Below are 20341 nucleotides of genomic sequence, written 5' to 3' on the forward strand. Positions count from 1 at the left end.
GGACGTTTCGTCCGAGGGAGCCGCACATTATACGGCACTTTCCGCGTCGGTCAACACCCCAACGGGCGCCTCCCGCCACCCCCGCCACCCGCCTCTCGGCACCCGCAGCGAAGGGGCGCGCATTGTGCACGGACGCGGGAAGGTTGTGAAGCCCTCCAGTGAACTTTTTACGCTTGACTCCGCCCGCGCGGCTGTCGATCGTCGCCGCAGGACCTTCACCGACAACCCCATGGAACCACGCATGCGCGCATTCGCACTGTCCGTCGCCGGGCTAGCCTCGGCCCTGCTCTTCGCCGCCTGCACCGGCAGCGGCGCCGACCCGCGCTGGGTGGAGCTGCGCGGCGAGCGCTTCACGGTGGAGATAGCGGACGACGACGCCAGCCGTGCGCGCGGACTGATGTTCCGCGACCATCTGCCAGACGGCCACGGCATGCTGTTCATCCACGATCGCGAGGAACCGCAGGCGTTCTGGATGAAGAACACGCGCATCCCGCTGGACATCCTCTACTTCGACGACCGGCGTCGGCTGGTGTCGATGGCACAGCGCGTGCCGCCGTGCAGCGCGGGCGACCGTTGCCCCAGCTATCCGAGCGAGCGCCCCGCACGCTACACCCTCGAGCTCAATGCCGGCACCGCGGCGCGGCTGGGCGTGCGCCGCGGCGACGAACTCAAGTTCGGCCCGGGAATTGCCGCTGAATGAGGCGCAGGCGGCATGCTTGCGCGAGGAGGCGGCTGCGCCCACATTGCGGCCATGGCGTCACGATTCTCACTACCGGACTGGGACACGCTGGCGACGCTCGACGATGACGAGCTGCCCCTGCTCGCCGGCGCGTTGCTGATCGCCCGCGACGAGTACCCGCAGCTCGACGCGGCCGGCTACGACGCCCTGGCCGACGAATACGCGCGCGAACTGCGCGAGCAGATCGCCGCCTCGGACTCCACCCCGGCGAAGCTGATCGCAATCAACCGCTACCTGTTCGACGTGCTCGGCTTCAGCGGCAACCACGAGCACTACTACGACCCGCGCAACAGCTATCTGAACGAGGTGTTCGACCGCAAGCTCGGCATCCCGGTCTCGCTGGCGGTGGTGCAGATGGAAGTCGCGCGGCGTCTGGGCATCCCGCTCGACGGCGTGTCCTTCCCCGGGCATTTCCTGGTGCGGCTGCCGGTGGACGATGGCCTGATGGTGATGGATCCGTTCAATCGCGGCCGCCCCCTGGCCGCCGACGAGCTGCGCGACCGCGTCTGCGAACATCTCGGCGGCGAGGTGCCTGACGATGCACAGCTGCTGCAGATCCTCGCACCGGCCTCGCACCGCGCGATCCTGGTGCGGATGCTGCGCAATCTGAAGGCGCTGTATGCCCGGGCCGAGGACTGGGACCGGGTGGCGCGCACCACCGACCGGGTGATCCGGCTGATGCCGAATGCGGTCGAGGAGCTGCGCGACCGGGGACTGGCCTACCTGCGCCTGGGCTGGCTGCCGGGCGCCCGCGAAGACCTGCGGCGCTATCTCGCGCTGCAGCCGGCGGCGGAGGACGCCGAACTGGTGCGGCTGGCGCTGGTGGAGGCCAGCGCGGGACGGACTTCGCTGAACTGAGCGCGTCGCCGGCTCAGCCAACCGGCATCATCTCGAAGTCGTCCTTGGTCACGCCGCAGTCCGGACAGGTCCAGGTGTCCGGCACGTCTTCCCAGCGCGTGCCCGGCGCGATGCCCTCTTCCGGCAGGCCATCCGCCTCGCTGTAGATGAAGCCGCAGACGACGCACATCCAGGTGCGGTAGGCGGTGGTCTGCGCGGCGGCGTCAGGGGTGTTCATCAGTCACGTACCGGAGCGAACGAGGGGACAGGGAACTAATATTGTTCCGACAGGGCCGCTTATTGTCCCACCGAACCCGACTGCGAGAAAGCCGATGCCTCTGCGCGGCCTGTACCTGATCACGCCCGACGAGACGGACACGCGACGACTGCTGGCGCGCACGGCGCCTCTGCTGACCGCAGGCGTGGCGCTGCTGCAGTACCGGAACAAGACGGCCGATGCGGCACTTCGGCAGACGCAGGCGACCGCCCTGCTCGCGCTGTGCCGGCAGCACGGCGTGCCGCTGCTGATCAATGACGACGTGGCTCTGGCGGCCGCGATCGGCGCCGACGGCGCGCACGTGGGCGAGCAGGATGTCGCACTGACCCGGGCACGCCAGCTGCTCGGTCCGCACGCGATCCTCGGTGCCTCCTGCTACGACGACCTCGACCGCGCCGCGCGCGCGGCCGCCGCCGGCGCGAGCTATCTCGCCTTCGGTGCCTTCCACCCCTCGCCGACCAAACCGAACACGCGCCGCGCCAGGCCGGCGCTGCTGCACGAAGCCGCCCGCTTCGGACTGCCACGGGTGGCGATCGGCGGGATTACACCGGACAATGCCGGCCCGATCGTCGTCGCCGGTGCGGACATGATCGCCGTCATCAGCGGCGTGTTCGACGCCCCGGACCCGGTCGCCGCCGTCCACGACTACCTCGCCTGCTTCGCGGGCGCCACACGAGACAAAACGCAGCCATGATCACCGACCTCTCGCACGGCTTGTTCACCCGCGCCCAGGAACTGATTCCCGGCGGCGTCAACTCGCCGGTGCGCGCGTTCAAGTCGGTCGGCGGCGAGCCGTTCTTCGCCCACCGCGCCAAGGGCAGCTACCTGTTCGACGTCGACGGCAACCGCTACATCGACTACGTCGGCTCCTGGGGCCCGATGGTGGCCGGTCATGCCCATCCGAAGGTGCTGGAAGCGGTGTTCAACGCCGCCCGTGAAGGCTTGAGCTTCGGCGTGCCGAACCCGCTGGAGGTCACCATGGCCGAGACGCTCACCCGCATGGTGCCCTCGTGCGAGATGGTGCGCATGGTCAACTCCGGTACGGAGGCCACGCTGTCGGCGATCCGCGTCGCGCGCGGCGCCACCGGCCGCAGCCGCATCGTCAAGTTCGAGGGCTGCTACCACGGTCACGGCGATTCGTTCCTGGTGAAAGCCGGCTCGGGTGCGCTCACGCTCGGCCAGCCCGATTCGCCGGGCGTGCCCAAGGCGCTGGCCGACCTGACCCTGACCCTGCCCTACAACGACTTCGACGCCGCCACCGCGCTGTTCGAGCAGTACGGCGAGGAGATCGCCGGCCTGATCATCGAGCCGATCGCCGGCAACATGAACTGCATCCTGCCCAGGGACGGCTACCTGCAGCACCTGCGCGCGCTGTGCACGCAGTACGGCGCTGTGCTGATCTTCGACGAGGTGATGACGGGGTTCCGCGTCGCGCCCGGCGGCGCGCAGCAGGTCTACGGCGTCACGCCGGACCTGACCACCTTCGGCAAGATCATCGGCGGCGGCATGCCGGTGGGCGCCTACGGCGGCCGCCGCGACCTGATGCAGCAGGTGGCGCCGGCCGGCCCGATCTACCAGGCCGGCACGCTGAGCGGCAACCCGGTGGCGATGGCCGCCGGCCTGGCCACACTGGAACTGGTGCGCCAGCCCGGTTTCCATGCCGAGCTCAAGGCCAAGACCGAGATGCTCTGCGACGGACTGGAAGCGGCCGCGAAGGAGGCCGGCGTACCGGTCACCACCAACCGCGCCTGCGGCATGTTCGGCCTGTTCTTCACCGACCGGAAGGTGCACAGCTTCGCCGACGCCACCGCCTGCGACACCGCCGCATTCAAACGCTTCTTCCACGGGTTGCTGCAGCGCGGCGTGTACTTCGCGCCGTCGGCGTTCGAGGCCGGCTTCCTGTCCACCGCGCACAGCGAGCTCGACATCGAGCTGACCATCGAGGCGGCACGGGCGGCGTTCCGCGAGGTCCGCGCCGGCTGATCAAGCGGCGACGAAGTCGGCCAGCGCGGCGCGCAGCCGCGCCAGACCTTCGTCGATGTCGGCGTCGGAGATCGTCAGCGCCGGCACGAAACGCAGCACATCAGGCCCGGCCTGCAGCAACAGCAGGCCGTGGCGGGCGCAGTGGTCGAGGATCTCGCCGGCGCGGCCCGCGTGGTCCGGCCCGAGCGCGGCGCCGATCATCAGGCCGCGACCGCGCACCTGCGCGAACAGGCCGAATTCCGCATCCAGCGCCGCCAGCCCGGCGCGCAGGCGATCGGCCTGGCGCGCGACATTGCCCAGCACCGCGGGCGAGGCCAGCTTGCGCAGCGCCACCCGCGCCACCGCCGCCGCCAGCGGATTGCCGCCGAAGGTGCTGCCGTGGGCGCCGAACTGCATCACCTCGGCCACCTTCGGCCCGGCCAGCAGCGCGCCGATCGGAAAGCCGCCGCCCAGCGCCTTGGCCAGGGTCAGGATGTCCGGCACGACACCCTCGCCATGGCAGGCGAACAGCTCGCCGGTGCGGCCCATGCCGCACTGGATCTCGTCGAGCACCAGCAGCGCACCGTGGCGATCGCACTGCTCGCGCAGGAAGCGCAGGAAGCCGGGCTTGGCCGGCATCACGCCGCCCTCGCCCTGCACCGGCTCGACCATGACGGCGGCGACATCGCCGGCGGCCATCGCCGCCTCCACCGCCACCTCGTCGTTGAAGTCGACGTAACGGAAGCCGCCCGGCAGCGGCTCGTAGCCTTCCTGGTACTTGGGCTGCGCGGTGGCCGTCACCGCCGCCAACGTGCGGCCGTGGAAGCTGCCGCGGAAGGTGAGGATGACGCGCCGGCCGGCCTCGCGGCCCTGCTGACTGGCCCAGCGGCGCACCAGCTTGATCGCCGCCTCGTTGGCCTCCGAGCCCGAGTTGCACAGGAACACGCGCTCGGCGAAACCCGACGCCGCGGCCAGCTCCTCGACCAGCCGGATCGGCGGCTCGCTGTAGAAGACATTGCTGGTGTGCCAGAGCCGGCCGGCCTGTTCGGTCAGCGCCGCCTGCAGGTCCGGATCGCCGTGGCCGAGCGAGCACACCGCGATGCCGGCGGCGAAATCGACGAACTCGCGGCCGTCGCGATCCCACACGCGCGCGCCCTGGCCGCGCTCCAGCACCAGTTCGCGCGGCCGGTAGATCGGCAGCATGCGGCGCTTGGCGGTGAGGACGAGATCGGCGGTCCGGTTCATCGACGGCTCCGGCGCCGCGGCGGCGCCGGGCGCGTCAGGGGGATGGGTAAAAGAGCGCGCGATTATGGGCAGCGCCCGCCCGCCGCACCAGTGCGGGAAGCGATATTGTCCGCCCCGACGGCAGACACGGCACAATCGCCCTTCCCGACCGCGGCGACTCCTCCATGCGCTTCGAAACCCTGGCCGTCCATGCCGGCGGCGCGCCCGATGCCGAGACCGGCGCGCTGGCGCCGCCGATCCACCTGTCCACGACCTTCGAGCACGCCCCCGACGGCCACCTGCCGCACGGGCTGATCTACCAGCGCTACGACAACCCGACCCAGCAGCGTCTGGAGGCGGCGTTGGCGGCGCTCGACGGCGCCCGCCGCAGCCTGTTCTTCGCCACCGGCATGGCCGCCGCCGCCACGCTGCTGCAGGCGCTGCCGGCAGGAAGCCGCGTGCTGTTCCAGCGCGACCTCTACCACGGCGTCCGCGCCCTCGCGCAGCACGAGTTTCCGCGCTGGGGCTTGTCTGCCGATTTCGTCGACGCCACCGACCCGGATGCCGTGCGCACGGCGCTGCGGCCGGACACCGCCTGCGTGTGGGTGGAATCGCCATCCAATCCGCTGCTGCAGATCGTCGATATCGCGACCATCGCCGAGCTGGCGCATGCACATGGCGCGCGGCTGGTGGTCGACGGCACTTTCGCCACGCCGGCGCTGCAGCAGCCGCTGGCGCTGGGCGCCGACGTGGTGCTGCACTCGGCCACCAAATACCTGGGCGGCCACAGCGACGTGATGGGCGGCGTGCTGAACTTCGCCGCCGCCGACGACCTCGCCGCGCGCGCCTGGGATATCCGCAAGCTGCACGGCGGCAGCGCCAACCCGTTCGCCGCCTGGCTGGTGCTGCGCGGGCTGCGCTCGCTGCCGGCGCGGATGGCGATGCACTGCGCTCACGCGCGCCGGGTCGCCGACTTCCTCGCCGCGCACCCGCAGGTCGAAACCGTGCACTACCCCGGTCTGGCGACGCACCCGGGCCATGCGGTCGCCGCGCGGCAGATGCGCGACTTCGGCGGCATGCTCAGCCTGCAGGTGCGCGGCGGCCGCGAGGCGGCGCTGGCCGTGGCAGGTCGCTTGCGACTGTTCCACAACGCCACCTCGCTGGGCGGCTGCGAATCGCTGGTCGAGCATCGCGCCTCGGTCGAGGGCCCGCAGCCCGTCTCGCCGCAGAACCTGCTGCGGCTGTCGATCGGACTCGAACACGCCGACGATCTGATCGCCGATCTCGCGCAGGCACTTGGCGGCTGACAAGAGCAACGGCACGCACGGAGAAAGGCAGGAGAACAGCGGAGAAAAGAGGAGGAAAGCACAAAGATGAGATCGGAGTAGCCCTTTTGGATCCCTCCGTGTCCTCCGCCTTTCTCCCGCTCTGCTCCGTGCGTGCTGTTGCTGTTGCCGTTGCTGTTGCCGCCAGCCTCACCAACAGCCGGTATTCGGCATCGATGCCCACGGCTCGGCCGGCGGCAACGGCGCCCCCTTCTGCAGCAGCTCGATCGAGATCCGGTCGGGCGAGCGCACGAAAGCCATGCGCCCGTCGCGCGGCGGGCGGTTGATCGTCACGCCCATCGCCTGCAGGTGCGCGCAGGTCGCATAGATATCGTCCACCGCGAAGGCCAGGTGACCGAAGTTGCGCGCCGAGCCGTAATCCTCGTCGTCGTAGTTGTAGGTCAGCTCGATCTCGGCCTCTGGGTTTTCCGGTGCGCCGAGGTAGACCAGCGTGAAGCGGCCTTCGGGATAGTCCTTGCGGCGGGTCTCGACCAGACCCAGGCCATCGCAGTAGAAGCGGAGCGAGGCGTCGAGATCGCGGACGCGGACCATGGCGTGGAGGTAGCGCATGTCGGTTCCCGGAAATGATCGTGAGCGGTGAGCGGGAGATGAGCCTCGCGTCCTCGCCTGCACGGCGGCTTCAGTCTACAAACAGATCCGGCAGCAGCGGCTGCGAGGGATCGACGGCGTAAGCCGTGAAGTCGGTGACGCCGCGCTCGCGCAGGATGTCCTCGTCGATCACGAAGCGGCCACACAGTTCGCGGCTCGGCGTGATCAGCACCGCATGCGCGGCGTCGGCGACGATGTCCGGCCGGCGACAGCGCGCCGGATCGACGCCGGGAATCATGTTCAGCGCGTCGGTGGCGATGATGGTGCGCGGCCACAGCGCATTGACCGCCACGCCCTGCGGGCCGAATTCGGCGGCCAGCCCGAGGGTGACGAAACTCATCCCCATCTTGGCCAGCGTGTAACCGATGTGCGGCGCCCACCACTTCGGGTCGAGGCTGGGCGGCGGCGCCAGGGTGAGGATGTGCGGGTTGGCGGCCTTCAGCAGGTGTGGCAGGCAGGCCTGCGCACACAGGAAACTGCCGCGCGCGTTGACCTGCTGCATCAGGTCGAAGCGCTTGATCGGCGTGTCCAGCGTGCCGCGCAGCCAGATCGCGCTGGCGTTGTTGACCAGGATGTCGAGACCGCCGAAGTGCGCCACCGCCTGCTCGACGGCGGCGCGCACCTGTGCTTCCTCGCGGATGTCGCAGCGGATGGCGAGTGCGCGCCCGCCGGCGGCCTCCACCGCCGCGGCGGCCGTGTGGATGGTGCCGGGCAGTTTCGGATTCGGCACGCTCGACTTGGCGGCGATGACGATGTTGGCGCCGTCGCGCGCGGCACGCAGGGCAATCGCAAGGCCAATGCCGCGCGAGGCGCCGGTGATGAACAGGGTCTTGCCGGCCAGTCCGTTCATGGGTTTGCTCGTCCCTCGTTGTCGCGCCAGCCGAGCAGGCGGCGGGTGATCCAGCGGTAGACCGGCTTGCCGGTCGCGAACCACAGTTCCCGGAGCCAGGAGCGGCGCGCCAGCAGGCGGCGCTCGACCGGCGTCAGGCACTGCGGGCAGTAGCTGCGCTTGTGCTTGAGCAGGTGCCGCAGATCCTCGCGTGCCAGCAGTCGGAACAGGCGTCCGCGCCGCGCGCTGCACCAGGCCATCTGGAAGTCGATCAGCGCCGGCTCGCCGGCCTCCGTCACCAGCCAGTTGGCCTCCTTGGCCAGGTCATTGTGGGCGACGCCGGCACGGTGCATCCGCTGCAGCAGCCGCCGCGCCCGCCGGAAGTAGCGCGGATCGCGCGGCTCCGCCGCGTACATCGGCCGGGCGTCGATGTAGCCGCGTTCGAGCACGCCGCCGCCCCAGCGATTCAGCGCGGGCACCTCCGCAAAGGCCTCCAGCCGCCGCAGGGCACGCGCCTCGTTGCCGGCCAGCAGACGCGCCAGCCAGCCCAGCCCGCGTGCCGCCTGGCGGGTGTCCCGCAGCACGACGGGCACATCGCCACGGTCGCACAACACGACGCTGCCGAACAGGTCGCGCTTGAAGATACGGCGAACACCGCCCGGGGTTTTCTCGCTGCCTGGCATGCCCCACAGCATAAACCCGGCAGCGCCGGAGCGGCTCCTATAATCCGGCCATGTCCGCTTCCACTGTCGATGCCCTGCTGGCCTGGATCGCGCAGAACCCGCTGCTGGCGGGGCTGGTGATCTTCGCGGTGGCCTTCGGCGACGCGCTGGCGGTGGTGGGGGTGGCGATCCCGTCGCTGCCGCTGCTGTTCGGCGTCGGCACGCTGGTCGGCCTGGGCCTGATGGACCCTTGGTACGCGGTCGCCTGCGCGGCGCTCGGCGCCTTTCTCGGCGACGGTCTGAGCTATCTGCTCGGGCGGGTGTACGGCCAGCGCCTGAAGACGGCATGGCCGTTCTCACGCCACCCGCAGTGGCTGCAGCACGGCGAAGCCTTCTTCCGACGGCATGGCCTCAAGGGCATCATCATCGCCCGCTACGTCGGCGCGGTGCGCGCCTTCGTGCCGGTGATCGCCGGCATCCTGCGCATGCCGGCCTCGCGCTACGTGGCGGCGAGCGCGCTGGCGGCGGTGAGCTGGGCTTTCCTGTTCATGGCACCGGGCTGGCTGTTCGGCGCCTCGCTGGATCTGCTGGCCCGGATCGCCGGGCGGCTGGCGATCGTGCTCGGCCTGCTGCTGGCGGTGGTCGGCCTGCTCGGGCTGAGCATGTTCGCCGGTTACCGCGTGCTGGCACCGCGCACCGCCTCGATGATCGAGCGCGCGCTGGCCTGGTCGCTCCGACATCCGGTACTGGGCCGGGTGAGCATCGCCCTGATCGACCCACGCCGCCCCGAGTCGGCCTCGCTGGCGCTGCTGGCGCTGGGACTGGTGTTCGCCGGCTGGGCCTTCTTCACCCTGCTGATCGCGGTGGTCGGCGGCGAACCGTTGCGGTTGGACCTGGCCGTGCACCAGGGCATGTTCGCGCTGCGCAATCCGCTGGCCGACGCACCGATGGCGGTACTGGCCACGCTGGGCGACTGGCAGGTCCTGCTGCCGGCGATCGTGGCGGTATTCGCCTGGCTGGTCTGGCGACGGCGGCGCCTGGCGGCGATGCACTGGGTCGCCGCGCCGGCCTTCGGCCTGGTGCTGGTGACCGCGCTCGGCTGGCTGCTGGAAGTGCCCAAGCCGCCGGCGGCGACGCTGGCCCCGGGCTTCAGCTTCCCCTCCGCGCCGGTGGCGATGGCGACGGTGGTGTTCGGCTTCTTCGCCGTGCTGGTGGCGCGCGAGCTGCCGGGACGGCGGCGCGCCTGGCCTTACGTGGTCGCCTCGCTGGTGGTGGGGTCGCTCTGTTTCGCGCGCCTTTACCTGGGCGCGCACTGGCTGAGCGACGTGCTCAGCGGCGTTCTGCTGGGGGCGGTATTCACCACCGCGCTCGGCCTGGCCTATCGGCGCCGCATCGTGCGCTCGTTCTGGGCGCGACCACTGAGCCTGGTGTTCTTCGGCACGTTCCTGCTGGCGGCCGGCTGGCATGCCCCGGCCCGGATCGAGGCGACGCTGGCGCGCTTCGAACCGCCGCTCGGCGCCGAGTCGATGGCGGCCTCGGACTGGTGGCGCGACGGCTGGCAACGGCTGCCGGAACGGCGCAACGAGTTCCACGGCCGTCGCGCCTGGCCGCTCAATGTCGAATACGCCGGTGGACTGGACGCATTGCGCGCGCGGCTGGAGGCACAGGGCTGGACCGCACACCCGCAGGCCGGCTGGACCGACCTGCTGCAGCTGCTGGCCGCCGACGCCGCCCCCGAGACCCAGCCGCTGCTGCCCGCCGCCCATCGCGGCCGCGCCGAAGCCCTGCTGATGAGCCGACCCGGCCCCTCGCCGCGCGAGCGCACCGTGCTGCGCCTGTGGGCGTCGCCATACCGGCTCGCACCGGAGGACGCGCCGCTGTGGATCGGTGCGGTGCAGCGGGTGCGTTTCGCCCAGCGCTTCGGCCTGCTCAGCTACTGGGAGGTGGAACGCGGCGCGGAGGACGCCGCCCGTGTGGACCTGCGTGCGGCCCTGGCCGACCTGGCCTGGCGCGAATCCGCCCGCGCCGATGGCGTGGTGGTGGTGCTGCGCCTGCGCGCCACGACGGCCGAATCCCCGCCGTGAGCGGTCACGCCCGCTGGAACTCCGGCAGCAGCTGCACCAGATGGTCCAGCCGCGCGTGCGGATCGGGCTCCTGCAGCAGGGCCTGCCGCTGCGGCAGCGTCAGCGGCAGCAGCTCGCCCAGTCGCCAGCCGACCCAGGCGGCATCGTCGTAGCAGCGCTGCTCGGCCCGCGCCAGCGAACCGCCGACCCGCTCGGCCATGCGCGCCAGCAGCACCGATAGCAGAGCGTGTTCGGGGCGCAGCTCGTCCCCGTCCGGCTCGCGGAGCCAGTCGATGTCGCCCACCACCAGACCGTTGTCGCGCACTCGGGTCCGCGCGACGTGGAAGCGCCGTCCGCCGCGCACGGTCAGCCCGAGCAAGCCGTCGGGCAGCAGGGCGAAGTCGACGATGCGCGCCTCGGTGCCGAACGCGGCCGAGGTCGCCTGCGGGCCGACTTCCTGCCCGGCCAGCAGCAGGCAGACGCCGAAGCCGCGGCCCTCGCGGCTGCAGCTGCGCACCAGGTCGAGGTAGCGCGGCTCGAAGATCCGCAGCCGGAGCTCGCCCCCCGGGAACAGCACGGTCCGGAGGGGAAACAGCGGCAGCTCGGCGCGGGCCATGCCCGCAGTTTAGGCCCGATGCCGCCGACTGTCGTCAACCGCCCCCGCGCAGCCGGGCCAGGAAACGACGCGGCGCCCCCTCGAAGCCGCCGTTGGACATGAACACGACGTGGTCGCCCGCCGCCGTGCGGGCCAGCAGCCGATCGAGCAGGGCCTCGACGTCGGGCACCGTTTCACCCGCACCACGCAGTGCCGCGACCACGCGCGCCGCGTCCCAAGGCAGCCCGGGACGGTGCAGGAACACGACCGCGTCGGCCTGGTCCAGCGACGGCGCCAGCTCGGCGGCGTGGGCGCCCAACCGCATCGAATTGCTGCGCGGCTCCAGCGCGACGATCACCCGCGCCGCGCCGACCCGGGCGCGCAGCCCTTCCAGCGTGGTACGGATCGCGGTCGGATGATGGGCGAAATCGTCGTAGACGGTCACCCCCTGCGCCTCGCCGAGCACCTCCAACCGGCGCTTGACGCTGCGGAAATCCGCCAGCGCCGGCATCGCCGCGCGCGGATCGACGCCGACGGCATGCGCGGCGGCCAACGCGGCGAGCGCGTTCATCACATTGTGGCGGCCGAGCAGCGACCAGTGCACTTCGCCCAGTGCGACGCCCCGATGGATCACCACGAACACCGAACCATCGGCGGCCAGCAGCCGCGCGCGCCAGTCACAGCTTTCGTCGTCCAGGCCGATGCGCTCGACCGGCGTCCAGCAGCCCATCGCCAGCACCTCGGCCAGGCGCGCGTCCTCGCCGTTGACGATCAGCCGGCCGCGCCGCGGCACGGTCCGCACCAGGTGGTGAAACTGGCGCTGGATCGCCGCCACGTCCGGGAAGATGTCGGCGTGATCGAACTCCAGGTTGTTGAGGATCGCCACCGTCGGCCGGTAGTGGACGAACTTGCTGCGCTTGTCGAAGAAGGCGGTGTCGTATTCGTCGGCCTCGACCACGAACTCGCGCCCTGTGCCCAATCGTGCCGAGACGCCGAAGTTTTCCGGCACGCCGCCGATCAGGAAGCCCGGATCGCGCCCGACACGGTCGAGCAGAAAGGCGAGGATCGAGGTCGTGGTGGTCTTGCCATGGGTGCCGGCGACCGCCAGTGTCTCGCGACCGGGCAAGACCCGTTCGGCCAGCCACTGCGCGCCGGAGGTGTAGCGCAGGCCGGCATCGAGCACCTGCTCGACCGCCGGATTGCCACGCGAGAGTGCATTGCCGATGACCACCTCGTCGGTATCGGCGGCGATGTGCCCGGGCGCGTAGCCCTGCTTCAGGGCGATGCCCAGCCCTTCGAGCTGGGTGGACATCGGCGGATAGACGTTCTGGTCGCTGCCCTCGACCGCATGGCCGAGTTCGCGCGCCAGCGCGGCGACGCCGCCCATGAAGGTGCCGCAGATGCCGAGGATATGGAGTTTCACGCGCGAGGCCGGAGTCGATGGGCTAGAGAGAGAGTGAAGCAGGGCGGTCAGGCCGCCCCCTCGAGCAGCCGGCCCAGGCCAACCTGCACCAGCAGCAGGCCGACCGCCAGCAGCACGGCGGCGGCGAACGGCAGGCCGAGCGCATGGCGCCAGATGTGGGCGTTGATCGCCAGCTTCCAGCCGGTGAGGAACAGGCCGATCCAGCCGGCCAGCACCTGCGCCGGCAGCGGCTCGGCGGGATCGAAGTCGGCGGTCAGCAGCGACAGCGGCAGGAACGCCAGCGCGTAGAGCAGGCTGCTGCCGGCGATGGCCGCCACCGTCTGCGCCAGCCGGTTGCCATAGCCGCGCAGCCGCAGCAGCAACCACGGCACCGCGACCAAGAAAGCCAGCGTGACCAGCAGGCGGGGCAGCAGGTGTTCGCCCAGCGCGTCCGCCGCCGCCGCATTGAGCAGGCCGGCGGCGAGCGCGGCGACGACCAGCGCGCGGCTGAGCGCAGGTGAGTAGGGCAGGTCCTGCGGACCGATCCGCAGCAGGCACAGTTGCCACAGTTGCGGCAGGAGGCTCGCCACGGCAGGCGGACTTACTCGATGTGCTCCTCGACCGCGGCGAGGATGCGGGCGAAGACCTCGTCGACACTGCCGACGCCGAACACGCAGACCAGCTTGTGCTGGCCGCGGTAATAGTCGACGACCGGCGCGGTGGACTCGTTGTAGACGCGCAGGCGGTTGCGCACGGCGTCCGGGCTGTCGTCGCTGCGTCCTTCCGCCTGGGCGCGGCCGGCGAGGCGCTGGATCAGCAGCTCGGTGTCGACGTCGAGCTGGACGGCCAGATCGACCGGCTGCCCCAGCCGGTGCAACAGCGCATCCAGCGCGTTGGCCTGAGCGATGTTGCGCGGGTAGCCGTCGAGGATGAAGCCCTTGCGGGTGTCATCGCGCGAGAAGCGCTCCTCGAGCATGGCGAGCAGGATCTCGTCGGACACCAGCTCGCCACGGTCCATCACCTCCTTGGCCTGCCGCCCCAGCGGCGAACCGGCGGCGACCTCGGCGCGCAGCAGCTCGCCGGTGGAGATGTGCGGCACTTGCAGGTGTTCCTTGAGCCGTGCTGCCTGCGTGCCCTTACCCGAGCCGGGCGCGCCGAGAAGAACCAGTCGCATCGTGATGGATGTCCGAAGAAGGAAAACGAAGCGCACGCCCCCACGCTCCGGTGTCCGCGCCGCGGCGTTACACTGGACCCGCAGGGCCGTGCGAGCTGGCGGGAACGCTACCCGCGGGCGGCCGAACAGTCAAACCGGGGCCACACCTCCATGCGCAAGGGAACGCTGCTGTATTCGCAGTCCGGCGGAGTCACCGCCGTCATCAATGCCACCGCCTCGGCGGTGATCCAGGCCGCGCGCCGGCACAAGGTCAAGGTGCTGGCCGCCCGCAACGGCATCCTCGGCGCCCTGCGCGAGGAACTGATCGACACCACGAAGGCACCGCTTGCCGCCATCCGCGCCCTCGCCCACACCCCGGGTGGCGCTTTCGGCTCGTGCCGCTACAAGCTCAAGTCGCTGGAAGCCGACCGTGCCAAGTACGAGCGCCTGCTCGACGTCTTCCGCGCCCACGACGTGCGCTGGTTCCTCTACAACGGCGGCAACGACTCGGCCGACACCGCGCTCAAGCTCTCGCAGCTGGCCGAGGCTTCCGGCTACCCGCTGACCTGCGTGGGCGTGCCCAAGACGGTCGACAACGACCTGGCCGTCACCGACACCTGCCCCGGCTTCGGCTCGGCGGCCAAGTACACCGCCGTGTCGGTACGCGAAGCCGCGCTGGACGTGGCCGCGATGGCCGAGACCTCGACCAAGGTGTTCGTCTACGAGGTGATGGGCCGCCATGCCGGCTGGCTGGCGGCCGCTGCCGGTCTGGCCGGCGACGGCAAGGACGACGCGCCGCAGGTGATCCTGTTCCCGGAGATCGCCTACGACGAGGCGAAGTTTCTCGCCAAGGTGAAAGCCACCGTCGACAAGGTCGGCTGGTGCGTGGTGGTGGTGTCCGAGGGTATCCGCCACCCCGACGGCCGCTTCGTCGCCGAGGCCGGCACGGTCGATGCCTTCGGCCACTCCCAGCTCGGCGGCGTCGGCCCCACGCTCGCCGGCGTGGTAAAGGACAAGCTCGGCCTGAAGGTGCACTGGACCGTGCCGGACTACCTGCAGCGCTCGGCCCGGCACCTGGCCTCGAAGACCGACCTGGAACAGGCCATGGCGGTCGGCGAGGCCGCCGTCGAATACGCGCTCGAAGGCATGAACGGCGTGATGCCGGTGATCGTGCGTACTGCCGACAGCCCCTACCGCTGGAAGATCGCACCCGCGCCGCTGGCGAAGATCGCCAACCATGAGAAGAAAATGCCGAAAAACTTCATCCGCAAGGACGGTTTCGGCATCACCGAGGCCTGTCGCCGCTACCTCGCCCCGCTGATCCGCGGCGAGGCGCCGCCGCCGTACCGGCCGGACGGGCTGCCCGACTACCTGCGCCTGGCCAACACACCGGTCACCCGCCGGCTGCCGCCGTTGCAGGCCTGAACACGGCCATCGCCCACCCAGCCCCGCCGCCGCCGGCCGGTTGCGCCCCTGTCCGGGTCTGACATACTCGGCCGGCCGGGGCGGTACCGGCCCCGGCGTTCATTCGACCTTGGGGAGGGTTTCATGCTTGAGCAGTACGGCTTGACGCTGGCGCTCGCCTGCGCAGCGGTAGCGATCGTGTACGGCATGGTCTCGGCGCGCTGGATCGCCAGCCGCTCGCCCGGCAACGAACGGATGCAGGAAATCGCCGCCGCCATCCAGGAAGGCGCGCGCGCCTACCTCAACCGGCAGTACAGCACCATCGCCGTTGCCGGCGTCGTGCTTTTCCTGTTGCTCGGCTTCTTCCTGAGCTGGGCAAGTGCGTTCGGATTCCTGATCGGCGCCGTGCTCTCGGGCGCGGCCGGCTACATCGGCATGAACGTCTCGGTGCGCGCCAACGTGCGTACCGCCGAAGCCGCGCGCGACGGCATCAACGCCGCGCTCGGCGTGGCGTTCAAGGGCGGCGCGATCACCGGCCTGCTGGTGGTGGGCCTGGGCCTGCTCGGCACCGCCGGCTACTACGCGCTGCTGTTGCAGATGGGGCTGGACATGGACCAGACCCTGCACGCGCTGGTCGGCCTGGCCTTCGGCGGCTCGCTGATCTCGATCTTCGCGCGCCTGGGCGGCGGCATCTTCACCAAGGGCGCCGACGTCGGCGCCGACCTGGTGGGCAAGGTCGAGGCCGGCATCCCCGAGGACGACCCGCGCAATCCCGCGGTGATCGCCGACAACGTCGGCGACAACGTCGGCGACTGCGCCGGCATGGCCGCCGACCTGTTCGAGACCTACGCGGTGACGGTGATCGCCACCATGCTGCTGGGCTGGCTGATGGCGGCCGACGTCGGCGCCAACGGCGTGCTCTATCCGCTGGTGCTGGGCGGCGCATCGATCATCGCCTCGATCGTCGGCACCTTCTTCGTCAAGGCCAAGCCGAACGGCTCGATCATGGGCGCGCTCTACAAGGGCGTGGTGGTGTCGGGCGTGCTGGCGGCGATCGCCTTCTACCCGGTCACCGGCGCACTGATGGGCGACTCGCCGGTCGGCGCGCAGAACCTGTACTTCTGCGCCCTGATCGGCCTGCTGCTGACCGGCGTGATCGTCTGGATCACCGAGTACTACACCGGCACCGACTTCAAACCGGTGCGCGACGTGGCCGCGGCCTCGACCACCGGCCATGCGACCAACATCATCGCCGGCCTCGGCGTGTCGATGAAGGCGACCGCCGCGCCGGTGATCGCGGTGTGCCTGTCGATCTGGGCCTCGTACTCGCTGGGCGGCCTGTACGGCATCGCCATCGCCGCCACCGCCATGCTGTCGATGGCCGGCATGGTGGTCGCGCTCGACGCCTACGGCCCGATCACCGACAACGCCGGCGGCATCGCCGAGATGGCCGAGCTGCCCGGCGAGGTGCGCGCGGTGACCGATCCGCTCGACGCGGTCGGCAACACCACCAAGGCGGTGACCAAGGGCTACGCGATCGGTTCGGCCGGCCTGGCCGCGCTGGTGCTGTTCGCCGACTTCACCCACAACCTGGAGGCCGCCGGCAAGGCCACCGACTTCCGCCTCGACGACCCGGCCGTCATCATCGGCCTGTTCATCGGCGGCCTGGTGCCCTATCTGTTCGGGGCGCTGGCGATGGAGGCCGTGGGCCGTGCCGCGGGCAGCGTGGTCGAAGAGGTTCGCCGCCAGTTCCGCGAGATCGCCGGCATCATGCAGGGCACCGCCCGTCCGGACTACTCGCGCGCGGTGGACATGCTCACCCGCTCGGCGATCCGCGAGATGATCGTGCCCTCGCTGCTGCCGGTGCTGGTGCCGGTGCTGATCGCGGTGCTGATGAACTGGCTGATGGGCCCGGGCGCCGGCATCCGTGCGCTCGGCGGCCTGCTGATCGGCACCATCGTCACCGGCCTGTTCGTGGCGATCTCGATGACCACCGGCGGCGGCGCCTGGGACAACGCCAAGAAGTACATCGAGGACGGCCACCACGGCGGCAAGGGCTCGGACGCCCACAAGGCCGCGGTCACCGGCGACACCGTCGGCGACCCCTACAAGGACACCGCCGGCCCGGCCGTGAACCCCCTGATCAAGATCATCAACATCGTGGCGCTGCTGCTGGTGCCGTTGCTGTAGCGGCCCGCGCACGACCCGGCACGACGAAGCCCCGCCCCGCGCGGGGCTTCGTTTTTCCGGGCACTCGCCGGCGCGCCTTGCTGCGCCGCAACACGCCCTGGCGTATCATTTGCGCCCCCCGCCCGGCCGTGCCGGGCCTCTCCCCGCAAGCGATTCAGGAGCACAGCATGGGTCTGGACCTCGTTCCGTCCGGCAGGGACCTGCCGAACGAAATCAACGTCGTCATCGAAATCCCCAAGGACGCCGAGCCGGTCAAGTACGAGGTGGACAAGGCCACCGGGGCGATCTTCGTCGACCGCATCCTGTCCACGCCCATGCGCTACCCCTGCAACTACGGCTACGTGCCGCACACCCTGTGCGGCGACGGCGATCCGGTGGACGTGCTGGTGATCCTGCCGCTGCCGCTGATCCCCGGCTCGGTGATCCGCTGCCGCCCGGTCGGCGTGCTCAACATGACCGACGAGGCCGGTTCGGACGAGAAGCTGGTGGCCGTGCCGGTCGGCAAGGTGTTCGCCGGCTACGCCCACATCGAGGACATCGCCCAGGTGTCCGGCCACTGGCTGGAGCGCATCGGCCACTTCTTCGAGCACTACAAGGACCTGGAGAAGGGCAAGTGGGTCAGGATCGACGGCTGGGGCGGCGCCGCGGAGGCCCGGCGCATCATCATGGAGTCGGTCGAACGCTACAGCGCCTCGCCGGAGAAGCCGAACTTCTGAGGCCCGCGGGGCCGGCACGACGCGCCGGCCCCGTCCTGCCGCGCCCACCCGGCATCGCCTCTCCCGGGCGATGTCCGGGAGCTGACGCAGCGCACACAAACCCATCGCCGATCCGCCGATCATGTGACGGCCGCCGGGCAATTGCCTCCTGGCATTCAAGTTTGCGCCCGGCCGGCCGCTATGGTTTCCGGAAATGGCTTCCGCGGCCCGCTTCCGCCGGGTCGGGGCACTGCAATAAGGATGGGATATCCGTGTTCGTTCTGATCGTCAGCAGCAACCCGGCGACACACGCCGAACTGAACCAGACCCTGAGCGAATTCGGCCTCGACTGGGACACCGAGCAGGCGCAGGACGCGGTCACCGCGCTCGCCATCGCGATGGACCGCCCCGTCGACGTCGCCGTCGCCGAGCTGCGCGGACCGGGCTTCGACGGTGCCGGTCTGCTCGCGCAGATCCGCAGCCACCATCCCGAAGCGGCCCGTCTGCTGTTGCTGGAGGAAGGCGAGGAGCCGGCGGCGATGATGTCCATGGACAGCGCCCACCGCTTCCTCAACAAGCCGCTGCGCGCCGAGGAGCTGGTCGACGCGGTGGAAAGCGTGGCCGAGCTGCGCGAGCTGCTCGACTCGCCCGAACTCAAGGCGGCGGTCGGCCGCGTCGGCAACCTGCCGCCGCCGCCCAAGCTCTACCTGGAACTGAGCCGCGCGCTGGAGTCCGAAGACACCACGCCGAGCACCCTGTCCAACCTCATCTCGCAGGACCCGGTGGTGGCGGCCAAGGTGCTGCGGATGTGCAACTCGGCCTACTTCTCCGGCGGCCGCACCGTCACCGACATCCGCTCGGCGGTGATCCGGCTCGGCCAGCAAACCCTGCGCCGGCTGGTGCTGGCCAGCGAAGTGTTCTCCCAGAGCATTCCGGGCAACATCGACCGCGAGGCGATGCAGCAACGCGCCCTGCTGTCCTCGCAGCTGGCCGCGCGCCTGCTCGGCGGCAGCAGCTCCGAACTGGCCGCCACCGCCGCCCTGCTCGCCGATGTCGGCATGCTGCTGCCGGGCGTGCGCATCCCCGCCGCCTGCGCGGCCGGCGAGCTGGACAAGTGCAGCGGCCCGCACTACGCCGAGGCCGGGGCCTACCTGCTCGGCCTGTGGGGCCTGCCGATGCCCATCGTCGAAGCCGTGGCCAGCCATCACCAGCCCGGCCGCAGCCGTTTCCGCGGCTTCTGGGTCGGCGGCGCGGTGCACGTGGCACGCGCCCTGGTCTCCGGCGAGGCAGTCGACGAGAAGTACCTGGAATCGGTCGGCCTGCGCGAACGCCTGCCGGCCTGGCGCAAGATGGCCGACGATCTGCTCGCCGCCGAGGCGGCCTGAGGGATTGCGGGTCGGTGTCGCCCCAGCTGCCGGACCGAGCCCGCGCAGAACGACTGGCACCGCTGCCTGGGCTGGCTGCACCAGCACGGTGTCGTATCATGCGAGGCATGGAAACAGCGACGTACCTCGAAACTTTCTTCCAGGGCAGCCCGGAGGCCGTCGCTGGCTGTCTGCGCTGTCGTGGCGCGCAACGCTACGAGGGTGTCCTGCGCATGGCGTTCCAACCCATCGTCGATGTGGGTGCGCGATCCGTGTTTGCCTACGAGGCCCTGGTGCGCGGCGCCCAAGGCGAGTCGGCGGGGCAGGTCATCGGTCAGGTTGCGCCCGAACAGTTGTACGGCTTCGACCAGACCTGCCGCGTGCTGGCCATCGATACGGCGCGGCGCCTCGGCCTGAACGCAAGGCTGTCGATCAATTTTTTGCCCAACGCGGTCTACGAGCCCGCCACCTGCATTCGGTTGACGTTGGCGGCGGCGCACAAGGTCGGCTTCCCCCCGGAGCGTTTGGTATTCGAAATTACCGAGGGCGAAAAAATCCGCGACCCGGAGCATGCCCTGAAGATCGTTCGGGATTATCAGCAGCGGGGTTTTCTGACGGCGATCGACGACTTTGGCGCTGGCTACTCGGGGCTCAACCTGCTGGCGACATTTCAGCCGCACCTGGTCAAGCTCGACATGGCGCTGGTGCGCGATATTCACCGCGACCGTCCGCGACAAGCGATCGTCAGCGGCGTACTGGGGGCGTGCCGGGCGCTGGACGTGCAGGTGATCGCCGAGGGGGTCGAGACGGCGGACGAGTACGCGTGGCTGCGTGAAGCCGGGATCACGCTCTTTCAGGGGTATTGGATCGGCCGTCCGGCGCTGGAGGCGCTGCCGGAGCCGCACTGGGAGCGGCTCTAGCAGCCTGTTGAAATTCGACCCGGCGAAGCCCCCGACTCGGTCGGCAGCGCGGATTTCTCGCTGCTCAAGCGCTCCGCAAGCGCGTCCCGCG

At 70.5% G+C, this 20341-nt stretch carries 20 protein-coding genes; 11 read left to right on the plus strand and 9 right to left on the minus strand.

Features of this window, described 5'->3' with window-relative positions:
- Positions 1 to 241: 241 nt before the first annotated feature.
- Both HNQ58_RS12635 and HNQ58_RS12640 read left to right on the plus strand, forming a co-directional pair.
- Positions 242 to 700, plus strand: a complete 459-nt coding sequence (locus tag HNQ58_RS12635) for a DUF192 domain-containing protein (protein WP_183949291.1) — start codon at positions 242 to 244, stop codon at positions 698 to 700.
- Between the two features lie 51 nt (positions 701 to 751).
- Positions 752 to 1597, plus strand: coding sequence for a SirB1 family protein (locus HNQ58_RS12640; RefSeq protein WP_183949292.1), 846 nt, complete (start codon positions 752 to 754; stop codon positions 1595 to 1597).
- A 13-nt stretch (positions 1598 to 1610) separates the two neighbouring features.
- On the opposite strand, the gene HNQ58_RS12645 is transcribed toward HNQ58_RS12640, so the two are convergent.
- On the minus strand, positions 1611 to 1814 hold the full coding sequence (locus HNQ58_RS12645) for a rubredoxin (protein ID WP_183949293.1): 204 nt from the start codon (positions 1812 to 1814) through the stop codon (positions 1611 to 1613).
- Between the two features lie 94 nt (positions 1815 to 1908).
- Between HNQ58_RS12645 and thiE the strand changes: the two genes are divergently transcribed.
- Together thiE and hemL are read left to right on the plus strand one after the other, a co-directional pair.
- Entirely contained in the window at positions 1909 to 2547 is a 639-nt protein-coding gene (gene thiE, locus HNQ58_RS12650; RefSeq protein WP_183949294.1) for a thiamine phosphate synthase, read from the plus strand.
- A complete protein-coding gene (gene hemL / locus HNQ58_RS12655; RefSeq protein WP_183949295.1) occupies positions 2544 to 3836 on the plus strand; it encodes a glutamate-1-semialdehyde 2,1-aminomutase in 1293 nt (430 codons plus the stop codon). Before thiE ends, hemL begins: the two co-directional genes overlap by 4 nt.
- On the opposite strand, the gene HNQ58_RS12660 is transcribed toward hemL, so the two are convergent.
- Positions 3837 to 5060 (minus strand): acetylornithine transaminase, encoded by a 1224-nt coding sequence (locus HNQ58_RS12660; RefSeq protein WP_183949296.1) that lies wholly within the window; start codon positions 5058 to 5060, stop codon positions 3837 to 3839. It lies immediately after the preceding gene.
- A 164-nt stretch (positions 5061 to 5224) separates the two neighbouring features.
- Here HNQ58_RS12660 and HNQ58_RS12665 point away from each other — a divergent pair, with 164 nt between their 5' ends.
- Positions 5225 to 6346 carry a trans-sulfuration enzyme family protein gene (locus tag HNQ58_RS12665; protein ID WP_183949297.1) on the plus strand — a complete coding sequence of 374 codons (1122 nt, stop codon included), beginning with the start codon at positions 5225 to 5227 and terminating at the stop codon, positions 6344 to 6346.
- Between the two features lie 168 nt (positions 6347 to 6514).
- On the opposite strand, the gene HNQ58_RS12670 is transcribed toward HNQ58_RS12665, so the two are convergent.
- The 3 genes from HNQ58_RS12670 to HNQ58_RS12680 form a co-directional block, all read right to left on the minus strand.
- On the minus strand, positions 6515 to 6934 hold the full coding sequence (locus HNQ58_RS12670; protein WP_183949298.1) for a VOC family protein: 420 nt from the start codon (positions 6932 to 6934) through the stop codon (positions 6515 to 6517).
- 70 nt (positions 6935 to 7004) lie between these two features.
- Positions 7005 to 7823 (minus strand): SDR family oxidoreductase, encoded by an 819-nt coding sequence (locus tag HNQ58_RS12675; RefSeq protein WP_183949299.1) that lies wholly within the window; start codon positions 7821 to 7823, stop codon positions 7005 to 7007.
- Positions 7820 to 8497: a protein kinase family protein gene (locus HNQ58_RS12680; protein WP_343057313.1), complete on the minus strand. Its 678-nt coding sequence runs from the start codon at positions 8495 to 8497 to the stop codon at positions 7820 to 7822. Before HNQ58_RS12680 ends, HNQ58_RS12675 begins: the two co-directional genes overlap by 4 nt.
- Positions 8498 to 8535: 38 nt before the next feature.
- Here HNQ58_RS12680 and HNQ58_RS12685 point away from each other — a divergent pair, with 38 nt between their 5' ends.
- Positions 8536 to 10548, plus strand: coding sequence for a bifunctional DedA family/phosphatase PAP2 family protein (locus tag HNQ58_RS12685; RefSeq protein WP_183949300.1), 2013 nt, complete (start codon positions 8536 to 8538; stop codon positions 10546 to 10548).
- A gap of 4 nt (positions 10549 to 10552) precedes the next feature.
- Here the strand turns inward: HNQ58_RS12685 and HNQ58_RS12690 are convergent, their stop codons facing one another.
- From HNQ58_RS12690 to HNQ58_RS12705, 4 genes are read right to left on the minus strand one after another with little or no spacing between them, the layout of a single operon-like run.
- A complete protein-coding gene (locus HNQ58_RS12690) occupies positions 10553 to 11143 on the minus strand; it encodes an LON peptidase substrate-binding domain-containing protein (protein WP_183949301.1) in 591 nt (196 codons plus the stop codon).
- A 34-nt stretch (positions 11144 to 11177) separates the two neighbouring features.
- Positions 11178 to 12545, minus strand: a complete 1368-nt coding sequence (mpl, locus tag HNQ58_RS12695) for a UDP-N-acetylmuramate:L-alanyl-gamma-D-glutamyl-meso-diaminopimelate ligase (protein WP_343057314.1) — start codon at positions 12543 to 12545, stop codon at positions 11178 to 11180.
- 47 nt (positions 12546 to 12592) lie between these two features.
- Complete coding sequence (locus tag HNQ58_RS12700; protein ID WP_183949302.1) at positions 12593 to 13114, minus strand: hypothetical protein; 522 nt, start codon at positions 13112 to 13114, stop codon at positions 12593 to 12595.
- Between the two features lie 11 nt (positions 13115 to 13125).
- On the minus strand, positions 13126 to 13698 hold the full coding sequence (locus tag HNQ58_RS12705; protein WP_183949303.1) for an adenylate kinase: 573 nt from the start codon (positions 13696 to 13698) through the stop codon (positions 13126 to 13128).
- 150 nt (positions 13699 to 13848) lie between these two features.
- Between HNQ58_RS12705 and HNQ58_RS12710 the strand changes: the two genes are divergently transcribed.
- From HNQ58_RS12710 to HNQ58_RS12730, 5 genes are all read left to right on the plus strand, one after another.
- A complete protein-coding gene (locus HNQ58_RS12710) occupies positions 13849 to 15102 on the plus strand; it encodes a 6-phosphofructokinase (protein WP_183949304.1) in 1254 nt (417 codons plus the stop codon).
- A gap of 123 nt (positions 15103 to 15225) precedes the next feature.
- Entirely contained in the window at positions 15226 to 17271 is a 2046-nt protein-coding gene (locus tag HNQ58_RS12715) for a sodium-translocating pyrophosphatase (RefSeq protein WP_183949305.1), read from the plus strand.
- A gap of 167 nt (positions 17272 to 17438) precedes the next feature.
- Positions 17439 to 17987, plus strand: coding sequence for an inorganic diphosphatase (ppa, locus tag HNQ58_RS12720; RefSeq protein ID WP_183949306.1), 549 nt, complete (start codon positions 17439 to 17441; stop codon positions 17985 to 17987).
- A gap of 251 nt (positions 17988 to 18238) precedes the next feature.
- Positions 18239 to 19351: an HDOD domain-containing protein gene (locus HNQ58_RS12725; protein WP_343057318.1), complete on the plus strand. Its 1113-nt coding sequence runs from the start codon at positions 18239 to 18241 to the stop codon at positions 19349 to 19351.
- Between the two features lie 107 nt (positions 19352 to 19458).
- Entirely contained in the window at positions 19459 to 20250 is a 792-nt protein-coding gene (locus HNQ58_RS12730; RefSeq protein WP_409617125.1) for an EAL domain-containing protein, read from the plus strand.
- Positions 20251 to 20341 lie beyond the last annotated feature (91 nt).

Source organism: Rehaibacterium terrae (assembly GCF_014202935.1).
Classification (GTDB): domain Bacteria; phylum Pseudomonadota; class Gammaproteobacteria; order Xanthomonadales; family Xanthomonadaceae; genus Rehaibacterium; species Rehaibacterium terrae.